The sequence below is a fragment of the Bradyrhizobium sp. LB14.3 genome, assembly GCF_040547985.1.
GTDB lineage: Bacteria > Pseudomonadota > Alphaproteobacteria > Rhizobiales > Xanthobacteraceae > Bradyrhizobium.
In genome coordinates, this window is the sequence record NZ_JBEPQT010000002.1 from 151139 (window position 1) to 168633 (window position 17495).

At 63.8% G+C, this 17495-nt stretch carries 13 protein-coding genes; 7 read left to right on the top strand and 6 right to left on the bottom strand.

Features of this window, described 5'->3' with window-relative positions; genetic code table 11:
• Nucleotides 1-44 precede the first annotated feature (44 nt).
• Nucleotides 45-1184, bottom strand: coding sequence for a cysteine desulfurase family protein (locus tag ABIB00_RS04400; RefSeq protein ID WP_354103522.1), 1140 nt, complete (start codon nucleotides 1182-1184; stop codon nucleotides 45-47).
• Between the two features lie 345 nt (nucleotides 1185-1529).
• Here ABIB00_RS04400 and ABIB00_RS04405 point away from each other — a divergent pair, with 345 nt between their 5' ends.
• Nucleotides 1530-2177: an alpha/beta hydrolase gene (locus ABIB00_RS04405; protein ID WP_007591562.1), complete on the top strand. Its 648-nt coding sequence runs from the start codon at nucleotides 1530-1532 to the stop codon at nucleotides 2175-2177.
• Between the two features lie 10 nt (nucleotides 2178-2187).
• Here the strand turns inward: ABIB00_RS04405 and ABIB00_RS04410 are convergent, their stop codons facing one another.
• From ABIB00_RS04410 to ABIB00_RS04420, 3 genes are all read right to left on the bottom strand, one after another.
• Nucleotides 2188-2511, bottom strand: coding sequence for a DMT family transporter (locus tag ABIB00_RS04410; protein WP_354103523.1), 324 nt, complete (start codon nucleotides 2509-2511; stop codon nucleotides 2188-2190).
• A gap of 10 nt (nucleotides 2512-2521) precedes the next feature.
• A complete protein-coding gene (locus tag ABIB00_RS04415; protein WP_354103524.1) occupies nucleotides 2522-3199 on the bottom strand; it encodes a glutathione S-transferase family protein in 678 nt (225 codons plus the stop codon).
• A 110-nt stretch (nucleotides 3200-3309) separates the two neighbouring features.
• Nucleotides 3310-4413, bottom strand: coding sequence for an anhydro-N-acetylmuramic acid kinase (locus tag ABIB00_RS04420; RefSeq protein WP_354103525.1), 1104 nt, complete (start codon nucleotides 4411-4413; stop codon nucleotides 3310-3312).
• A 164-nt stretch (nucleotides 4414-4577) separates the two neighbouring features.
• Here ABIB00_RS04420 and tyrS point away from each other — a divergent pair, with 164 nt between their 5' ends.
• The 4 genes from tyrS to ABIB00_RS04440 all read left to right on the top strand — a co-directional run bounded on the left by tyrS (nucleotide 4578) and on the right by ABIB00_RS04440 (nucleotide 9895).
• Nucleotides 4578-5831 carry a tyrosine--tRNA ligase gene (gene tyrS, locus ABIB00_RS04425; protein WP_354103526.1) on the top strand — a complete coding sequence of 418 codons (1254 nt, stop codon included), beginning with the start codon at nucleotides 4578-4580 and terminating at the stop codon, nucleotides 5829-5831.
• 57 nt (nucleotides 5832-5888) lie between these two features.
• Complete coding sequence (locus tag ABIB00_RS04430; RefSeq protein WP_354048664.1) at nucleotides 5889-7184, top strand: MFS transporter; 1296 nt, start codon at nucleotides 5889-5891, stop codon at nucleotides 7182-7184.
• Between the two features lie 219 nt (nucleotides 7185-7403).
• Nucleotides 7404-7841: a DoxX family protein gene (locus ABIB00_RS04435; RefSeq protein WP_247440582.1), complete on the top strand. Its 438-nt coding sequence runs from the start codon at nucleotides 7404-7406 to the stop codon at nucleotides 7839-7841.
• A gap of 359 nt (nucleotides 7842-8200) precedes the next feature.
• Nucleotides 8201-9895, top strand: coding sequence for a methyl-accepting chemotaxis protein (locus ABIB00_RS04440; protein ID WP_354048668.1), 1695 nt, complete (start codon nucleotides 8201-8203; stop codon nucleotides 9893-9895).
• A 53-nt stretch (nucleotides 9896-9948) separates the two neighbouring features.
• Here the strand turns inward: ABIB00_RS04440 and ABIB00_RS04445 are convergent, their stop codons facing one another.
• Nucleotides 9949-13746, bottom strand: coding sequence for a YhdP family protein (locus ABIB00_RS04445; protein ID WP_354103847.1), 3798 nt, complete (start codon nucleotides 13744-13746; stop codon nucleotides 9949-9951).
• 204 nt (nucleotides 13747-13950) lie between these two features.
• Here ABIB00_RS04445 and ABIB00_RS04450 point away from each other — a divergent pair, with 204 nt between their 5' ends.
• Nucleotides 13951-14643, top strand: a complete 693-nt coding sequence (locus ABIB00_RS04450; RefSeq protein ID WP_354103848.1) for a peroxiredoxin — start codon at nucleotides 13951-13953, stop codon at nucleotides 14641-14643.
• A gap of 110 nt (nucleotides 14644-14753) precedes the next feature.
• On the top strand, nucleotides 14754-16115 hold the full coding sequence (locus ABIB00_RS04455) for a M23 family metallopeptidase (protein ID WP_354103527.1): 1362 nt from the start codon (nucleotides 14754-14756) through the stop codon (nucleotides 16113-16115).
• A gap of 53 nt (nucleotides 16116-16168) precedes the next feature.
• Here the strand turns inward: ABIB00_RS04455 and ABIB00_RS04460 are convergent, their stop codons facing one another.
• Nucleotides 16169-17404: an ABC transporter substrate-binding protein gene (locus tag ABIB00_RS04460; RefSeq protein ID WP_354048672.1), complete on the bottom strand. Its 1236-nt coding sequence runs from the start codon at nucleotides 17402-17404 to the stop codon at nucleotides 16169-16171.
• Nucleotides 17405-17495: the final 91 nt, after the last annotated feature.

Below are 17495 nucleotides of genomic sequence, written 5' to 3' on the forward strand. Positions count from 1 at the left end.
GCGAGACGCACGCGCTTAGAACCGTTCAAGCTGTGTTTCGTCGCTTATCCCTTAAGTAGGGTATTACCGAGCTTTCGCCAAGCCTCTAACGCCCTGTTGATGTCATCCGGTCCCGTAGACCAGCCCAGACTGAGACGCACCGCTCCCTGGGCGATGGCAGCATCATACCCCATTGCCGACAGCACGTGAGACGGCTGCACCTTGCCCGAGGAACAGGCTGAGCCCGAGGATACCGCCACGCCTTCCAGGTCGAAGCCGATCACCGCGGTCTCGGCCTTCAGGCCGGGGGCCGTGAAGAGAACGGTATTTGGCAGCCGCTCAACGTCGTTTGAGAAGACGATCGCGCCCGTGACCCTGCGGATGCCATTTTCCAAGCGATCCCTGAGGGTTACCATCCGCTCCGCATCCTCCGGCAAAGCCTGAAGGGCGATCCTCACCGCTGCTCCGAAGCCGGCAATGCCGGCGACATTCTCGGTTCCCGCGCGCCGGTTGAGCTCCTGCCCGCCACCCCGCAGCACCGGTTCCAGTCCGGCCACTCCGTCGGCCACGACCAGCGCGCCGACGCCCTTGGGGCCGCCGATCTTGTGCGCAGAAAAGGTCGCAAGATCCGTACCGATAGCCTTGATATCAAAAGGGATTTTTCCAAGGGCCTGGATTGCATCGACATGCAGGAGACCCCTCGCCTCGTGAACGATCGCCGCGGCCTCCGCGACCGGCTGGAGCGCGCCCGTCTCGTTGTTGGCCGCCATGATGGAAACCAGCGCTGGCGGGCCGTCGCTGAGCAGCCCCTTCAAATGGTCGAGGTCGATCACGCCGGACCGCATGACCGGGATCTGACCGATCTCACCGGCCGGGAACCGTCCGCCTGCCAGCACCGAAGCATGTTCTATGGCCGAGACCAGCAGGCGCTCGACGGGCCGGCCAGACGGCCCCCGCAGGCCCGGCGACAGCGCCAGCGCGTTGGCTTCGGTTCCCGCGGAGGTGAAGACGACGTTCCGCGGCAGCGCACCTACGGCAGCCGCAAGCGTGGCACGCGCATCCTCGACCAACCGCCGCGCCTCCCGCCCCTCGGCATGGACCGAAGATGGATTGCCGATCAGTTCGTAGGCTGCGAGCATTGCGCTTCGCGCCTCTGCGCGGAGCGGCGTGGTCGCATTCCAGTCGAGGTAAATACGGCTCGGCATGAAGTATTATATTACCATGCGGGTGGGTTGCTTCGCCCGCGCTGGTACCCGACATGGGGCCCCATGGCGCACTTGGCAATCTCGATTCCGAATCCCCATCGCGCGATGGCTCCGCCATGACGCGCTAACACCTTGAGCTCATTGGGCGATGTTCAAGATGCTTGCTTTTTGACCCTCGCCTCATGCTAGAACGCGCGCGTCAGTTCACCGCGCGCCGCTCGCGCATCATCCGAGGGCGCCCCGCTCCATACTTCCATTCGCGCTTCCGTCGGCGTCGCTGCCGATGAGGCTACAATCGGTTGATTGCTGAAGAGCGTCTTCAAGAGATCAATCAAGAGATCATCCATGCCCGAAGTTATTTTCACCGGCCCTGCTGGCCGTCTCGAAGGCCGCTATCACCCGGCCAAGCAGAAGAACGCACCGATCGCGATGGTCCTGCATCCGCACCCGCAGTTTCACGGCACGATGAATCATCAGATCATCTACCAGTGCTACTACGCGTTCGCGCATCGCGGCTTCTCGGTGCTGCGCTTCAACTTCCGTGGCGTCGGCCGCAGCCAGGGCTCGTTCGACCACGGCACCGGCGAGTTGTCGGATGCGGCCGCCGCGCTCGACTGGGCGCAGACCATCAATCCCGAAGCGCGCGCCTGCTGGGTTGCCGGCTTCTCCTTCGGCGCCTGGATCGGCATGCAGCTCCTGATGCGCCGCCCCGAGGTCGAGGGCTTCATCTCGATCGCGCCGCCCGCCAACCTCTATGACTTCTCGTTCCTCGCGCCCTGCCCGTCCTCGGGCCTGATCGTGCATGGCGAGAAGGACGCGGTGGTTCCGCCCAAGGACGTCAACACGCTGGTTGAGAAGCTGAAGACGCAGAAGGGCATCGTGATCGACCAACAGGTCATCCCCGGCGCCAACCATTTCTTCGACGCCAAGCTCGAGCCGCTGATGGAAACCATCACCGCCTATCTCGACATGCGCCTCGCCAACGTCCGCTAAGGCGCGCGGCTCAAGCCAGCTTGAGCGCGACGATTCCCATCAAGACGAGCGCGATGCCCGCAAGCTTCATCGCGCTCAAGGTCTCGCCGAACAGCACGACGCCCATGATAACGGTGCCGGATGCGCCGATGCCGGTCCAGACCGAATAGGCGACGCCGACCTCGAGCACCTTCAGGGCGCGCCCGAGCAGGACAACGAAGGCTGCGAGCAGCACGAGCGAGACGATGCTCCAGCCAACGCGCGTGTAGCCCTCCGCATATTTCATCGAGATCGCCCAGCCGACGTCCAGCACGCCGGCGATTACCAGCATGAGCCATGCCAATGACGATGACATAGGCGTGCGCTCAGGCCGCAAGCTTGAGCAGATGCGCGTCATGACGCACAAGGAAGGCGCGCAGCAATTGCGGATAGTCGGCGCCGACCGCGGTGCGAACGCTCGGACGGCTCGCCAGCGCGGCGCGCCACGCCCTCACCTTCGGCAGATCCTTGAAGATGCCGAGTTCGGTCAGCTCATCGAACACGTCGAAATAACGGAAGACGGGTGCGAACACCGCATCGACGAGGCTGAACGCATTGCCGGCGAAGAACGGGCCTGCGCCTAGCGCGGCCTCGACACGCGCGAACTTTGTCACGAGCGCCCGGCGTTTGGCTTCGAATGTTGCCGGATCGGTCGTCGTCTCCAGACCCCAGAGGTCACCGAGGGTCGCTGAACCGAACTCCATCCACGCACGATGCTCAGCGCGCGTCAGTGCCTCCGCCGGATGCAACGCGACGCCGCCTTGCGTCTCCTCGATGTACTCGCAGATCACATTGCTTTCGAACAGCGCGACCTCGCCCTTGTCGGTCGTCACGACCAGCACCGGCACCTTGCCGAGCGGCGACAGCTTCAAGAACCAGTCGGGCTTGTTGGCGAGATCGATATCGACCCGCTCGAACGGCACGCCCTTCTCTTTCAGCGCAATCACCGCGCGCTGCACGTAGGGACAAAGCGTGTGGCTGATCAGTTTGAGCGAAGCGGTCATGGCAACGATCCCGGCAGTTGAATGCAATGGCATCCAAGATAGATGCATTTGCATGCACCCGTCAAGTTCAATGCATTTGCATCAACGGGCGCTGATCTCAGGCTTGGGGATCAGGGCCGCGCGATCACCCCGCCGGTCATCGGCATCGGCACACCGGTGGTAGCCGGATAGGACAGCGGCAAGCCCTTCAAACCGCGCGCGGCGAGGAAGCCGAAGGCCTGCGCCTCGATGGCGTCGGAAGCCCAGCCGAGCGTCTCGGCGGCCTCGACAGTCGCGGACCCGACACGCTCCCGCAGCATCTGGAGCATGGTCCGGTTGCGGGCGCCGCCGCCGCAGACGATCCAGCTCCGCGGCCTGCGTGGCAGCAGGGGGATGACGCGGGCGATCGCCGCGGCGGTGAAAGCGGTCAGCGTCGCCGCGCCGTCGGCCGGCACCACCTCGCCGAGCTTCAGCGCGGCAAAGGCGTTACGGTCGAGCGATTTCGGCGGCGGGCTTGCGAAGAACGGCAGCTCCAGCGCCCGCGCGATCCAGGCTTCATCCACCTTGCCGAGCGCGGCGAACTTTCCTTCGGCGTCGAACGCCTGGTTCATGGTGCGGTACATGAAATCGTCGAGCAGCGCGTTGCCGGGCCCGGTATCGCAGGCCATCAACGTATCGTTGCCGTCGATATAGGTGATGTTGGAGACGCCGCCGATATTGACCACCACGATCGGCCCCTCACGGTCCAGCGAGTTGGCGAGCGCCCGGTGATAGACCGGCACGAATGGCGCGCCCTGGCCGCCGGCCTCGACATCGGCGGCGCGGAAATCATGCATCACGGGAATATGGATTGCCCTGGCCAGCGCCGGCGCATCGCCGATCTGCACCGTCAGCCGCTTCTCGGGGCGGTGCAGCACGGTCTGGCCGTGGAATCCGACGATGTCGATGTCTTCCGGTTTCATCCGGTTCTGGGCGATAAAGGCGGCCACTGCCTCGGCGTGCACGAGCGTCACCGCGCGCTCGGCCTCGGCCAGAATTCCCGGCCGGGCATCGCGTTGCGCCAGGTGCACGGCCTCGCTCAGCGCCTGGCGCAGCAAATTGCGCTCCGCCGGGCTATAGGGCCGGTAGCCGGACGGCCCGAACGCCTTCACTTGCTTTCCGTCGGTTTCGATCAGCGCAACATCCACCCCGTCCAGCGAGGTGCCGCTCATCAAACCAAGTGCCGTCAACATCATGGATCAGCGTCCTCAAGAGAACCCCTCCGGCATGCCGATCTTGTGCCTGAGGGACACATCTTATAATGCCACAGGCCAAAGTGGCGGGCGGCAATCGAGTTCCCAAGTAGATCCTTAAATTGCCCCCAAAACAGTAAACCAAGAATCGTCAGGCACGCCGACAAATGACTGCATTCAAATCGGATTTCCTCAATACCCTGCAGGAACGTGGATTCATCCACCAGTGCTCCGATTTTGAGGGGCTGGACGCGCTCGCGGCCAAGGGCGAGGCGACGGCTTATGTCGGCTACGATTGCACCGCCCCCTCCCTGCACATCGGCAACTACCTGACCATGATGATGCTGCACTGGCTGCAGCAGTCCGGCAACAAGCCGATCACGCTGATGGGCGGCGGCACCACCATGGTCGGCGACCCCTCCGGCAAGGACGAGACGCGTGCGATCCGCACCGTCGCCGAGATCGAGGCCAACAAAGCCTCGATCCGCGGCGTGTTCGCAAAGGTGCTGCGCTATGGCGACGGCAAGAGCGACGCCATCATGCTCGACAACGCCGAGTGGCTGACCAAGCTCAACTGGATCGAGATGCTGCGCGACGTTGGCCGGCACTTCTCGGTCAACCGTATGCTGACGATGGACTCCGTGCGGCTCCGCCTCGAGCGCGAGCAGGAGATGAGCTTCATCGAATTCAACTACATGATCTGCCAGGCTTACGATTACGTCGAGCTCGCCAGACGCACCGGCTGCAGCTTGCAGATGGGCGGCTCGGACCAGTGGGGCAACATCATCATGGGCGTCGATCTCGGCCGCCGGATGGGCACCCACCAACTGTACGCGCTGACGACGCCGCTGCTCACGACGGCGTCGGGCGCCAAGATGGGCAAGACCGCGCAAGGCGCGGTCTGGCTCAACGCCGACCAGTTCTCGCCGTATGATTTCTGGCAGTACTGGCGCAACACCGAGGATGCCGACGTCGGCAAATTCCTGAAACTGTTCACGACGCTGCCGATCAGCGAGATCAGGAAGCTCGAGGCGCTCGGCGGCTCCGAGATCAACGAGGCCAAGAAGGTGCTCGCCACCGAGGCGACCGCGCTCTTGCATGGCCGCGACGCAGCGAACGAGGCGGCTGAGACCGCGCGCCGCACCTTCGAGGAAGGCGCGCTGTCCGAGAGCCTGCCGACCGTGGAAATTCCGCGCGGCGAGTTCGATGCCGGCCTCGGCGTGCTCAACGCCTTCGTCAAGGCGGGCCTCGTTGCCTCCAACGGCGAAGCACGGCGCCAGATCAAGGGCGGCGGCCTGCGCGTGAATGACGAGCCCGTCACCGACGAAAAGATGGCGCTCTCAGTGGCCAACCTGACGCCGGAGGGCGTGGTCAAGCTGTCGTTCGGCAAGAAGAAGCACATCCTCATCAGGCCTGCATAGGCGTATGAGCTTTTCGCTGCTTGTCAGGGCGCGCCGAAGCGCGCTCCCTGATCGGCAATGAACCAGAACACGCCCAGGGAACGGTCCAAGGAACAGTCCAAGGAACAGTCCAAGCAAGCGACCAGGGAACGCGTCACAGCGACGCCGCAGGGCGTCGCGCGCACCGCGCTGGTGGTGCTCGCGCTCTGCTTCACGCTCGCCGTGCTCGGCCGCGGCCTCAGCGAAAGCTTTACCGTCTTCCTGAAGCCGATCTCGGAAAACTTCGGCTGGGATCGCGCCCAAGTCGTCTCGATCTATTCGCTGACCTGGCTCGTCAGCGGACTGACTGCACCGCTGGTCGGGCGCCTGTTCGATCATTCCGGACCGCGCATCGTCTATGCACTCGGTCTCTTGCTGCTCGGCTCGGCCTTCCTGATCGCAAGCCATGCGCAGTCGCTCTGGCAATTCCAGCTCTCGATTGGATTGTGCGTCGGCATCGGCGTCGCCTTCATCGGCAACGTGCCGAACTCGATTCTGCTGGGCCGCTGGTTCGGCCCAAAACTGCCGACCGCGATGGCGGTCGTCTATTCGGCCATGGGTGGCGGCGTGCTGGCGCTGCTGCCGGCTTCGCAGCTTTTGATCGATCATCTCGGCTGGCGCGAAACCTACCAGCTGTTCGGCTTCGTCACGCTCGGCCTGCTGGTGCCGCTCATGCTGCTGCCATGGCGGCTGTTCGCCTCAGGCTCGCCGCATATCGCGAAGAAGACCGATCCGGATTTCGTCGATCACGGCTGGACGCTTCCGAGCGCAATGCGCCATCACGCCTTCTGGGCGCTGTTCTCGACATTCTTCTTCACTGCCGTCGGCATGTATGCGATCGCCGCGCAGATCGTGGCCTATCTGATCGATGCCGGCTTTCCGCCGCTCCAGGCCGCGACCGCCTGGGGCTTTTCCGGCGTCGTGCTGGTGTTCGGCATGCTCGGCGTCTCCGCGCTCGACGGGCTGATCGGGCGTAGGCCGTCGGTGCTGCTGAGCTACGCGATCTCGATCCTCGGCATCTTCCTGTTGTGGCTGTTGCAGTACACCCCCAACATCATTGTGCTCTCCGGTTTCGTCGTCTGCTTCGGCAGCATGATGGGCTCGCGTGGACCGCTGATCACGGCAACCGCGATGAAGATTTTTCGGGGTAAGCGTGTCGGCACCATCTTCGGCACGATCTCGATCGGCAGCGGCCTCGGTTCGGCGTTCGGCTCCTGGAGCGGCGGCCTGATCCATGACGTTACCCATGGCTACAACGCGCTGCTCGCTTTCGCACTTGCGAGCGTGGTGCTCGGGATGATCCCGTTCCTGGTCGTACCCGCCTTGCGGCGGTAGGTCTCCTCGACGTAACCTGCATCCCTCGATGTCACCGGGAAATTACGTACGACTCACGAGGCCACGCGTGAAAAAAAATTCGGCGCAACCGGAGTGAAGCGGCAAACTGCGGTGTTTTGTCCTACATGACGAAAATGTCAGCGCGGAATCGATCCCGGGTGGCTTGCGAGGCGGAACTGAATCCGCTCCAAGTCGCGCATTGGATGGAGGGACAAACCCATGAACTTTCCCTATCTCACTCGCTTTCAACCGGTTCTCTTGAGCCTGTTTCGCTTCGTCACCGGTCTCTTGCTGTTCCAGTACGGGATCGCCAAACTGTTCAAGTTTCCGGTGCTGCCCTACTTCGCGAACATCCCGCCGATCATCTACGCGGCCGGTACGATCGAGCTCGTGCTTGGCGCGCTCTTGATGCTCGGCCTGTTCACCCGCCTCGCGGCATTCATTCTCTCGGGTGAAATGGCGTTCGCCTACTTCATGGGCCACATGCTCAAGGGCGAAACGCCGGTGTTCCTGCCGCTGCTCAATGGCGGCACCGCGGCGATCCTGTTCTGCTTCGCCTGCCTCTACCTCTCGGCAGCCGGCGGCGGATCGGTCAGCGTCGATGCGGCAATAGGCAAGGAAAGCGATTCGACCAGCGGCGCATTCGCACGGCGCTAAGGCTCCTAGTTATCTCGCAAGCAAGTCGGTACCGGCGGATTTGCCGGTGCCGGCTCAGCGCGTCCCCAGCACGTTCCAGATGAGAACGAGGGCCGCCACGAGCAGTAAGGACATGATGATGCGGTGAACGAATCGATTCATCGGCCGTCCTGCCAAGCTCGATCACCACCAAAGTCTGAGAACGATATCCTTCCGCAAAAATACGGGTGCACGGCGATGCATGGCGTTTTGCCTGCACGCTTGCGCATAAGGTTGCGCAGCGGCTGTCCCGCAGCGGGTCGAGGCATAGCTATGTTCATGAATGGTAAGAACTTCATGCTACTGATGCGAGCAATAACAACCATTTCGTAGAGGCTGCGATGAAGCTGCTGAGCCATCTGAAGATCCGCACCAAGCTTACCAGCATGGTCTGCCTCGCGGCTCTCACAATCACGGCCATCATCGCGGTATCGGCCTTCCTCAGCAAGAGCCGCATGATGGAAGACCGGGTCCAGCAGATGAAGACAGCGGTCGACATCCTCTACACCCTTGCCCAGTCGGTCCAGGACGACGTCACCGCCGGCAAGCTGACGCAGGCCGAAGCGAAGGCCCAGTTCCACATGCGCGGACGGCGCATGACATTCAACGGTAACCAGGGCTACCCGGTGGTCTATAACGCCGATACCTCGATCCTGGTGAACGGCGCGAACCAGCAGCTCGAAGGCAAGATCACGGGTGCAAAGGACTCCAACGGTGTCCTCATCGCAGATGCGATCATAAGTGCCGGCAACCAGACTGCTCAGGGCGGCGTAACCTCATATCTCTACCCCCGCCCCGGCCAGACGGAGCCCGTCCGCAAGACCGTTTTCACGCGCAAGTTTGCGCCCTGGAACGCGACGATCAGCTACGGCCTCTATGTCGACGACATCGACGCCGACGTCCGCGCGCTGACGCTCGAGCTTGCCGGGATCGGCGTTGGCCTGATGCTGCTGATGGCGACCCTGTCCTGGCTGATCGCCCGCGACGTGCTGAGCGCGCTCGACCGCCAGAAGACCCGCATGCAGGAGATTTCCGAAGGCGCCATCGACAAGCCAGTCGAGGAAACCGGTCGCGGCGACGAGATCGGCCGCATGGCCGAGACCCTCGAAGTGCTCAGGCAGACCGCGCTGACAGCGCGTAACCTGGAGGCCGAGCAGGTCGCCACCAAGACCCGCAGCGAGCAGGAGAAGCGCGATGCGCTGATCTCGCTTGCCGACCGGTTCGATGCCTCCGTCGGCCAGCTCGTCGGCCTGATGGCCTCGGGCTCCGGCGAACTGGAGGTCACCGCCAAGTCGATGTCATCGACCGCGGAAGGCACCAACCGCCGCGCCGCCGTGGTCGGCTCGGCCGCCACCGAAGCCAGCCAGCGCGTTCAGACGGTCGCGGCCGCCGCCGAAGAACTCTCCTCCTCCATCACCGAGATCAGCCGTCAGGTCGCGCAATCCGCCGAGGTCACCGGCCGCGCCGTGGACAGCGCACGCCGCACCGACACCATCGTGCGCGCCCTCTCCGATGGTGCCCAGCAAATCGAGCATGTCGCCGAGCTGATCTCCAGCATCGCGGCGCAGACCAATCTGCTCGCGCTCAACGCCACCATCGAGGCCGCGCGCGCCGGTGAAGCCGGCCGCGGCTTTGCCGTCGTCGCCTCCGAGGTGAAATCGCTGGCGAGCCAGACCGCGGAAGCGACCCGCGAGATCGGTGACAAGATCGCGCAGATCCAGGGCGCGACCAAGGAGGCCGTGGACGCCATCGGCGGCATCACCGCCACCATCGAGGAAGTCAGCCGGATCGCGACCTCGATCGGGGCCGCGATCGAGGAGCAAGGCGCCGCCACCGCCGAGATCGCCCGCAGCGTTTCGCAGACCGCGGAGGCGACCCAGGAAGTCACCACCAATATCGGCGGCGTCAGCACGGCAGCGAACGAGACCGGCAATGCCGCAGGCATGGTGCTCGCAGCCGCCTCGAACCTCTCCAAGCAGGCCGAGCAGCTCTCCGGCGAAGTCGGGACGTTCCTGGCCGGCGTGCGCGCGGCGTAGGCTGACTCGGCGGTGGCCCGACCTGATCGCACTCGGCGAATCAGCCCAGCGCGCTATCGCCGCGCGATGCTGCAGCCGCTCGATAGTTGACGCGGCGATCCGGTCGAACCATCGTGCGACTGCGAGGGGAATTCCTCGAACGGCGTGTTCTGCTTGCCGGTGTTGAACTCGAATATCTTGCGGAACACGCCCGGCACCATGGCCGAGACCGGATTGACGCGCATCACGGGCGCCGCCGGCGTGCCGACGACCTCGTAGGTCACGCCGATCAGTCCCTCTTTATCGCCACCACCCAGGAACAGCCCGAGTACCGGAATCTGTCCGAACATGTTGTTCAACCCGTACATCGGCACGAAGGTGCCGCTCATACACACCTGGTTGCCGGGAAAGTCGATCGAGCCCTCGATGGTGGCGCCGACCATCGGACCCTTGACCACGCCGTCGCGGATCGTGAGCGCGCCGCTCTGCCGCGTGAACTCCGCGCGCAACGCCGTGAAGGCCACGCCGCTCTGCGCGCCGTTGGCAGCGCCCGCCGCGACGCGATCGAGCTGTTCCATTCCCTTGACCGTGAAGTCGCGCACGTTGATCAGGCCTTCCCTTGTCGTAGGCTCTGACGTCGGCGGCTCCATCGCCACCACCATCTGGCCGCCGAAGACCTTGTTGGTGGTGTCGGTGAAGCGCAGGAAGCTGCCGGCATCGTTGGTCTGGAGATAGATCACCTCACGGTTGCCCTGGGCGCGGCCGCCGCGCAAATCGGCCGCCACGGGCGTGTCTTTTCCGATCCTGCCGCTCAGCGTGAAGGCTTTGACCGCGCCGCTGCGGCGCGACATCTTGGCGTCGACGCTGCGCATCGCCTCGCCGTTGAAACCCATGACGGCGCCGAGCTTCACGTCGATGTCGAAATCGACGTTCTTTGTCTTGCTCTTGGCATCGTCCTTGGAATTGCCTGAGATCGCCGACTTCAGGAAGCCGCGGCCGTCGAATACGTCGCCGCGCATCGTGCCCTTGATCACGCCGTCCTGGCCTCGCTCCACCTTCAGCGACGCCTTGTCGCCGTCGGACGGGGCGTAGGTCGGGAAGTTCGCGTTCATGAGGTCGCCGCTGGCATCGACCTCAAGCGCCCCCTTGATCGAGGCGCCGCCGCCTTCGACGACGATGTCCTCCAGACGCGTCGATTGCGCCGTCGGCACCACCTTGAAGCTGGCCTTTCCCGATTTGCCCGGCAACTTGACCCAGCCGGGCAGGATGTTGTCGAGCCTGACCGAGGTCAGGTCGGCCTCGACGCCGAGCTTCGTCGTCTGGTCGGGCCCTCCTGCGATCTTGCCCGACAGCTTGATCGGCAGCGATCCGCTGACGGCGGGGCTCAGATCGAATCCGAGGCGCGCGCGGCCCGCATCGTCGAGCGTGGCCTGCAATTTGACGTCCGCATCGCCCTCAGCCGGCTTGCGGTAGTCGAGCGAGGCCGCCTGTCCGTTGATCTTGACGTCGCCCTTGACCTGATAGCCCTGGTTGTTCGCGACGATCTTGAGGTTGTTGGCTTCCAGCTTCTGGTTCATGACCAGCTTGTCGGCAGCAAAACCGTTGAGATCGGCGGTGACGGTATAGGTGGTGTCGGCCTTGGTCAGCTCGCCCTTGACCGGCAGGCCCAGCTGGATGTTCGCCGAGAACGTCCCTTTGCTGGTGTTGGGATCGATGGCGGTCGACGACAGATCGCTCAGGCGATCATTGGAAAGCATTTCGGCGGCCGCAGGCACCGGGCCATCGGCACGGAACCTGGTCCGCGACGGCGACGGCTTGGGAACCATATCAGGCACCTCGAACACGAAGTCGGAAATCGTGATCTTGCGGCCCGCCGGGGTATCGGCAATGCCCTGCCCGATATTCACGGTCGCGGTGCGCCCGGTCACGCGCGCCTTCAAATCGGCATCGTGCACCACCGGCATGCCATCCACGGGGCGAACCGCGACACCGCTTGCAACGATATTGACCGACAGGCCGTCGTCGGGAATGGGTGGACCCCTGCGCGGAAGATTCTTGACCGGCGAATTGACGCCGATCTCGATGCGCTGCAGCGTGCCACGCTCGATCCGCTCGACCACCCATTCGCGCAATTCGGGAACGACAAGCGTCGGCCACATCCGCTTGAGCGCGGAGGCCGACATCGGCGTTCCCGCAAAACCCAATGTCAGCCTTGGCTCGCCCGAATAGTCGATCGCACCGGTGCCGGCGACGCCGATCTCTCCGTTGGAGATATCGGCCTGCGTCAACAGCAGCCTTTTGTGGTCGGTGTCGAAGCGGAAGCCGATCGCAATCCGGTTGAAGACCAGCGGCGGCTCGTTGTCGATGCCGCCCAGCAGGATCGAACCGCCGCTGAAGCCGAGCTGCCAGTCATTGATGGTGCCGTTGGGCGGCTCGAGATGGGCCAGAAGGGTCAGGCGGTTCGCGCCCGACAGAATCTTGAACGGCGCGACCAGCACCCGCCGGTTCGAATCCCACTCGACATTGATCTCGGCCGAGTCGATCGCCATCGGATAGTCGGGCGTGTCGGTGTCGATGATGTTGCCCGCGCCGATCGCAATCTTGCCGCGGAAGAATGTCGGCACGCCGTCGCGGCCGAGCTCGCCCTTGAGCTCGCCGGTCAGCGGCAGGTCGGCGGTATAGGTGAGGTCCTTCACCCGCAACGCCAGCAGGATGTTGGCGGTCGAGACCTTGTCGGCGCGGATATCGACCGAGCGCACGCCATTCTCGGCGGGGCCGATCGTGGCACGCAGCGACCACGGACGCGCGCCCTCCTCGCCGAGGCTGAGCGCGACGCCGCCACGGCTCGGCCGGCGCAGGCTGAGCGTGATGTTCTCAAACGTCCATTTGCTGCCGCGCTGCTGATCGTCAACGACCAGATTGCCGTTCTTCAGGCCGATCTCGTTGAGGTTCTGGCCGTCGAGGCCGGTCATGCTCAGACTGTCGAGCCAGTCGAGACCCTGAAGAATCCCACTCGGGGGCGTGGCCTGGGCAACGGCTTGCGATGCGTCCGGGCTCGCAGGCACTGTTGCGAATGGCGGCGGTGGGCCACCGTTGCGCGGGAATGTCGGTGGCAGGCCCGCGTCCTTCTTGGAGGCGACGCCGGTTGCGAGCGGCTTTGCCGTGTCGCCGGCCGACACTGTGACGGTGCCGTCGGGCGCGATCCGGATCGCGAGCTCGGCATCGACGAGGTTGAGGCTTTCGGCGCGCAGGCGTCCCATCAGCAGACCCGCACCCGACAGCCTCACCTCAGCCTTCGGCGCGGTGGCGACAATGGCGTGATCCTGGTCGCGCACGACGATGTCACGGATACGCACGGCGATGCGGATCCGCCCGGTCCGCTCGATCTGCGTGCCGCCGACCTCAACCGTGTTGCCGTGGCCTATATTGTCCTCGATCGCCGCGGCGAGCCACGGCGTCGCAATGTCCAGATTGATGGGACCGGCGCCGAGCCGCCACCACAGCGCGCCGAAACAGCCGACGAAGATGACGGCCAGGGCACCGACGACCACGGCCGTACGCTTTAGCCAGCGCCCACCACCCAGCCAGCGGCGCAACCTCCCAAACCCGTCACCGAAACGATGGAAGCCCGAACTGGAACGCGACAACAGCCGGCGCGCCCGATGGCCCGCCGCCGCTTCCTGATCAGAATCCCAATCGGCGTCGTCCCATTGCTGCGACTCTTGTTGGCCGCCGCGCCGATCCAAATCCCGATTGTAGTCCTGGGGCGACGTATTCCTTGCCATTGCCTCTCGATACAGGCGCCCGTCGTGGGATTGAGCGCCGCCAGGACCGCAGCCGTCGACCGGAAGCGAAGCTCCCTGCGCCGGCATTGCCGCCATACCTCGAATGTTCCTGCTGTTCGTCATTTCGCCCCGGGAGCGCGTTCAACGAGCAGTGGGGTGGTGCGTGTAATTCCTTGTAACCAGACTCCGGCGTCGTCAAACTCGCCTACCTGAGGGCGCGATTCCGGCACACCGGACGAAGGCTGTAATACCGCTTTGGTTGACCCGCCGAAAGCGACGAAAGGAAGGCGTATGTCCCAGAAATCCCGAAAGAAATCGTCCAAAACGCCCTCCGGCAGTTCGACGGCTAAAAAGGCGCCCCTGAAAACGCGGGCCGCGACTCAAACAAAGTCCGCGAAAACACAGCGGACACCGGCGAGCAAATCAACTGGAACGATAGCAAAAGCAGCATCGCATAAGGCCGCATCGAAGCGGTTAAATTCTTCTAAATCCGCCTCCGCGCCCGGAACGGCGGCAAAGGCCGCCTTGGCCGAGGGCCAGAAGGCTCCCGCCTTCCGCCTGCCCCGCGACGGCGGCGGTGTCGTTGCGCTATCGGATTATGCCGGCCAGAAGCTCGTCCTGTTCTTCTATCCCCGCGCCGACACGCCGGGCTGCACCAGGGAGGCCATCGACTTCACCCGGCTGACCGGCGCCTTCGCCACGGCTGGCACGGCGGTGCTTGGTATCTCCGCCGATCCGTTAAAGGCCCAGGAGAAGTTTCGCGACAAGCACGGTCTCGACGTCCCCCTTATCTCGGATGAGAAGCATGAGATGTTGGAGGCCTACGGCGTCTGGGGCGAAAAATCGATGTATGGCAAGACCTTCCTGGGAGTTCTTCGCACCACGATATTGCTCGGCGCCGACGGCAAGGTCGCCAAGGTCTGGCGTAATGTCCGGGTCGACGGCCACGCCGACGAGGTGCTGGAAGCGGCAAGAAGCCTTTAACCAATCCTTTAAATTCAAGGGGTTCCATTTCCGGAAAATTAACCATGACCGGCCCAGATTGCTGCGGCAATTAAGCCGTACGGACTCATCCGACCGGCGCGGGAGTGCCGATGTCGAAAAGTTCTGCCCAATATTCGCAGTACACCCAACATCACCCGCACGACCACGGACGGTCTTTCAACCGCCGTCCTGCCGCGACGGCGGCGGCCGCGATTCCCCTTCCGGACACTGACGACGCCTACACCATCGTGCATCACGGCAAGCAGGTTCGCCTGGGGCCTGTGGTGTTCTGGATCGTGGTCGGCACCGTCGTGCTGCTCGGGCTCTGGTCGGCCGCAACCGCGACCTATTTCGCCTTCCGCGACGACGTCCTCACCCGGCTGATCGCCCGGCAAGCCGAGATGCAATACGCCTATGAGGACCGCATCACCGAGCTGCGCGCCAAGGTCGACCGCACCACCAGCCGGCAGCTGCTCGACCAGGAGCAGTTCGACCAGAAGCTCGACCAGATCATGAAGCGCCAGACGGCGCTGGAGTCCCGGGCGACGGCGCTTGGCGCCATGCCCGACGTGACGGGATCGATTCCCCGGTCCACCCCGCAGCGTGGCGAGGCGAGCCAGGCGACGCAGGCCACGCCAAAGCCCTCGCCGATCAGCGACACCGTGATCTTCGTGGCGCCGCCGGATCGCGAAGCGCGGCTCGAATCGCGCGCGCCGACCCTCGCGGCTCCGCCGGTCAATCAATTCGCCAAGAACCAGGGGTTCGACAACGTCGTCGTCCGGCTCACGACCTCGCTTGACCAGGTCGAGCGTCGCCAGATGGCGGCGCTCAGCGCCGTCGAGGAGGGCATGGATTCACGCATGCGGCGGATGCGCGGCGTCGTCAGCGACCTCGGCCTGAACCTCGCAAATCTCGAAGCCGCCGTGCCGCGCACGGCGATGGGCGGGCCTTTTGTACCCGTAAAACTCACGGCCAGTTCAGGGCCGTTCGAGAAGCAGCTCTCTCGCATCAACATCACTCGCGCCGAGATGGACCGGCTCAATCGCACGCTCGCCCTCGTGCCCTATCGCAAGCCCGTCATCGGCGAGGTCGAGTTCACCTCCGGCTTCGGCGTGCGCAGCGATCCGTTTCTCGGCCGGCCCGCGATGCACACCGGGCTCGACTTCCGTGCCGCGACCGGCGATCCCGTTCGCGTCACCGCCAACGGCAAGGTCGTCTCGGCCGGCTGGTCCGGCGGCTACGGCCGCATGATCGAGGTCGATCACGGCAATGGACTTGCGACCCGCTACGGCCATCTCTCGGAGATCAACGTCAGGGTCGGCGAGATCGTGAAGATCGGTCAGGTCGTCGGTCTCGTCGGATCGACCGGCCGTTCCACCGGCCCGCATTTGCACTACGAAACCCGTATCGACGGCGAAGCGGTCGATCCGCAGAAGTTTTTGCGCGCCGGTGTGCGGCTGAGCGCCGGCTAGACCTGCGCTTCTCGCTTTGGGCGCACGCGCTTAGCTCTGGCCGCCAGCCCTGACTATTGACTGCGCTCGTGGCCGACTTCGCCAGTGATGACGTCGCCGAACAACTCCCAAGCCTGCCCGTTGAAGCGCATCAGCTGCATCTGCTCGATCGGGAAATAGTCATCGGCCGAGGTGTTGACCAGGATGCCGGGCAGCATCAGATCGGTGTGAAAATCCTTCAGGCTGGTGGCCTGCTTCATGACGTTGTCACGTGTGAGGTTGTCGCCGCACTGCTTCAGCACCTGCGCCATCGCCTCGGCCTGGACGTAGCCGTAAACGTTGTTGGCATTGGCCTTGTCGCCGTCAGGGTAATATTTGTCCATGAACTCGCGCCATTTGACCACCGCAGGATCCTTGTCCCAGGTCGGATCGGTCGGGTCCTTGAGATAGACGGTCGAGATGATGTCCTTGGAATAGTCGAGCCCGGCGGGCTTGAGCACCGAGGCGACCGAGGTCGCGGTGTTGGCGAGGAAGAATTTTGGCTTCCAGCCAAGTTCGCCGACCTTGCGGATCGCCTGCGCGGAGCCTTTGGGCGCAGCCCAGGAAAAGAAGATGTCGGCGCCTGAATCATGCAAGGCGACGATCTGCGAGTCGATCGAGGGATCGCTGACCTCATAGGATTTGTCTGCGATGATCATGTTGGCCTTGTCGCCAAGCCCGTCCTTCAGGCCCTTGAACTGGTCCTTGCCGGCATCGTCGTTCTGCCAGAACACCGCAATCTTGCTGTTGGGGAATTTGTCGCGGATGTACTTTGCGTAGATCCGCCCTTCGCTTTGGTAGTTCGGCTGGAATCCCATGGTCCACGGGAAATTCTTGGGATCGCCGAACTTGGTGCCTCCGGAGGCGACGAAGAGCTGCGGCACTTTCTTGGAATTCATATATTTCATGATCGCGGAGTTCGAAGGCGTGCCAAGCGGCTGGAAGATCAGCAACACCTCGTCGCTCTCGACCAGCTTGCGCGCCTGCTCGATCGCCTTCGGCGGCGAATAGGCGTCGTCATAGCTGATGAAATTGATCTTGCGGCCGTTGATGCCGCCCTGGTCGTTGACCATCTTGAAGAATGCGGCCTCGGTCTTGCCGATCACGCCATAGGATGACGCCGGCCCGCTATAGGGCATGATGTTGCCGAGCTTGATTTCGGTGTCGGTGGCGCCGGGATCGTATTTCTTCTGCGCCAGCGCCGGTGTCGTGACCAACACTCCGGCAGCAAAAATGGCGAGGGCAACAAGGTTTTCGCGACGACCCGGCATCGTTCTCTCCCCTATTTTGTAGTCTTGTTTTGCCGGGAGTGTCGCAAGCGGACTTGCCGCTGGCAAGCGCTTCGATTTTCCGCGACGTGAA

Excerpts from the sequence above, each read along its gene's own strand:
- ABIB00_RS04400 (WP_354103522.1), bottom strand. The coding sequence starts at position 1,184 with ATGCCGAGCCGTATTTACCTCGACTGGAATGCGACCACGCCGCTCCGC.
- ABIB00_RS04405 (WP_007591562.1), top strand. The coding sequence starts at position 1,530 with ATGCCCGAAGTTATTTTCACCGGCCCTGCTGGCCGTCTCGAAGGCCGC.
- ABIB00_RS04410 (WP_354103523.1), bottom strand. The coding sequence starts at position 2,511 with ATGTCATCGTCATTGGCATGGCTCATGCTGGTAATCGCCGGCGTGCTG.
- ABIB00_RS04415 (WP_354103524.1), bottom strand. The coding sequence starts at position 3,199 with ATGACCGCTTCGCTCAAACTGATCAGCCACACGCTTTGTCCCTACGTG.
- ABIB00_RS04420 (WP_354103525.1), bottom strand. The coding sequence starts at position 4,413 with ATGATGTTGACGGCACTTGGTTTGATGAGCGGCACCTCGCTGGACGGG.
- tyrS (WP_354103526.1), top strand. The coding sequence starts at position 4,578 with ATGACTGCATTCAAATCGGATTTCCTCAATACCCTGCAGGAACGTGGA.
- ABIB00_RS04430 (WP_354048664.1), top strand. The coding sequence starts at position 5,889 with ATGAACCAGAACACGCCCAGGGAACGGTCCAAGGAACAGTCCAAGGAA.
- ABIB00_RS04435 (WP_247440582.1), top strand. The coding sequence starts at position 7,404 with ATGAACTTTCCCTATCTCACTCGCTTTCAACCGGTTCTCTTGAGCCTG.
- ABIB00_RS04440 (WP_354048668.1), top strand. The coding sequence starts at position 8,201 with ATGAAGCTGCTGAGCCATCTGAAGATCCGCACCAAGCTTACCAGCATG.
- ABIB00_RS04445 (WP_354103847.1), bottom strand. The coding sequence starts at position 13,746 with ATGCCGGCGCAGGGAGCTTCGCTTCCGGTCGACGGCTGCGGTCCTGGC.
- ABIB00_RS04450 (WP_354103848.1), top strand. The coding sequence starts at position 13,951 with ATGTCCCAGAAATCCCGAAAGAAATCGTCCAAAACGCCCTCCGGCAGT.
- ABIB00_RS04455 (WP_354103527.1), top strand. The coding sequence starts at position 14,754 with ATGTCGAAAAGTTCTGCCCAATATTCGCAGTACACCCAACATCACCCG.
- ABIB00_RS04460 (WP_354048672.1), bottom strand. The coding sequence starts at position 17,404 with ATGCCGGGTCGTCGCGAAAACCTTGTTGCCCTCGCCATTTTTGCTGCC.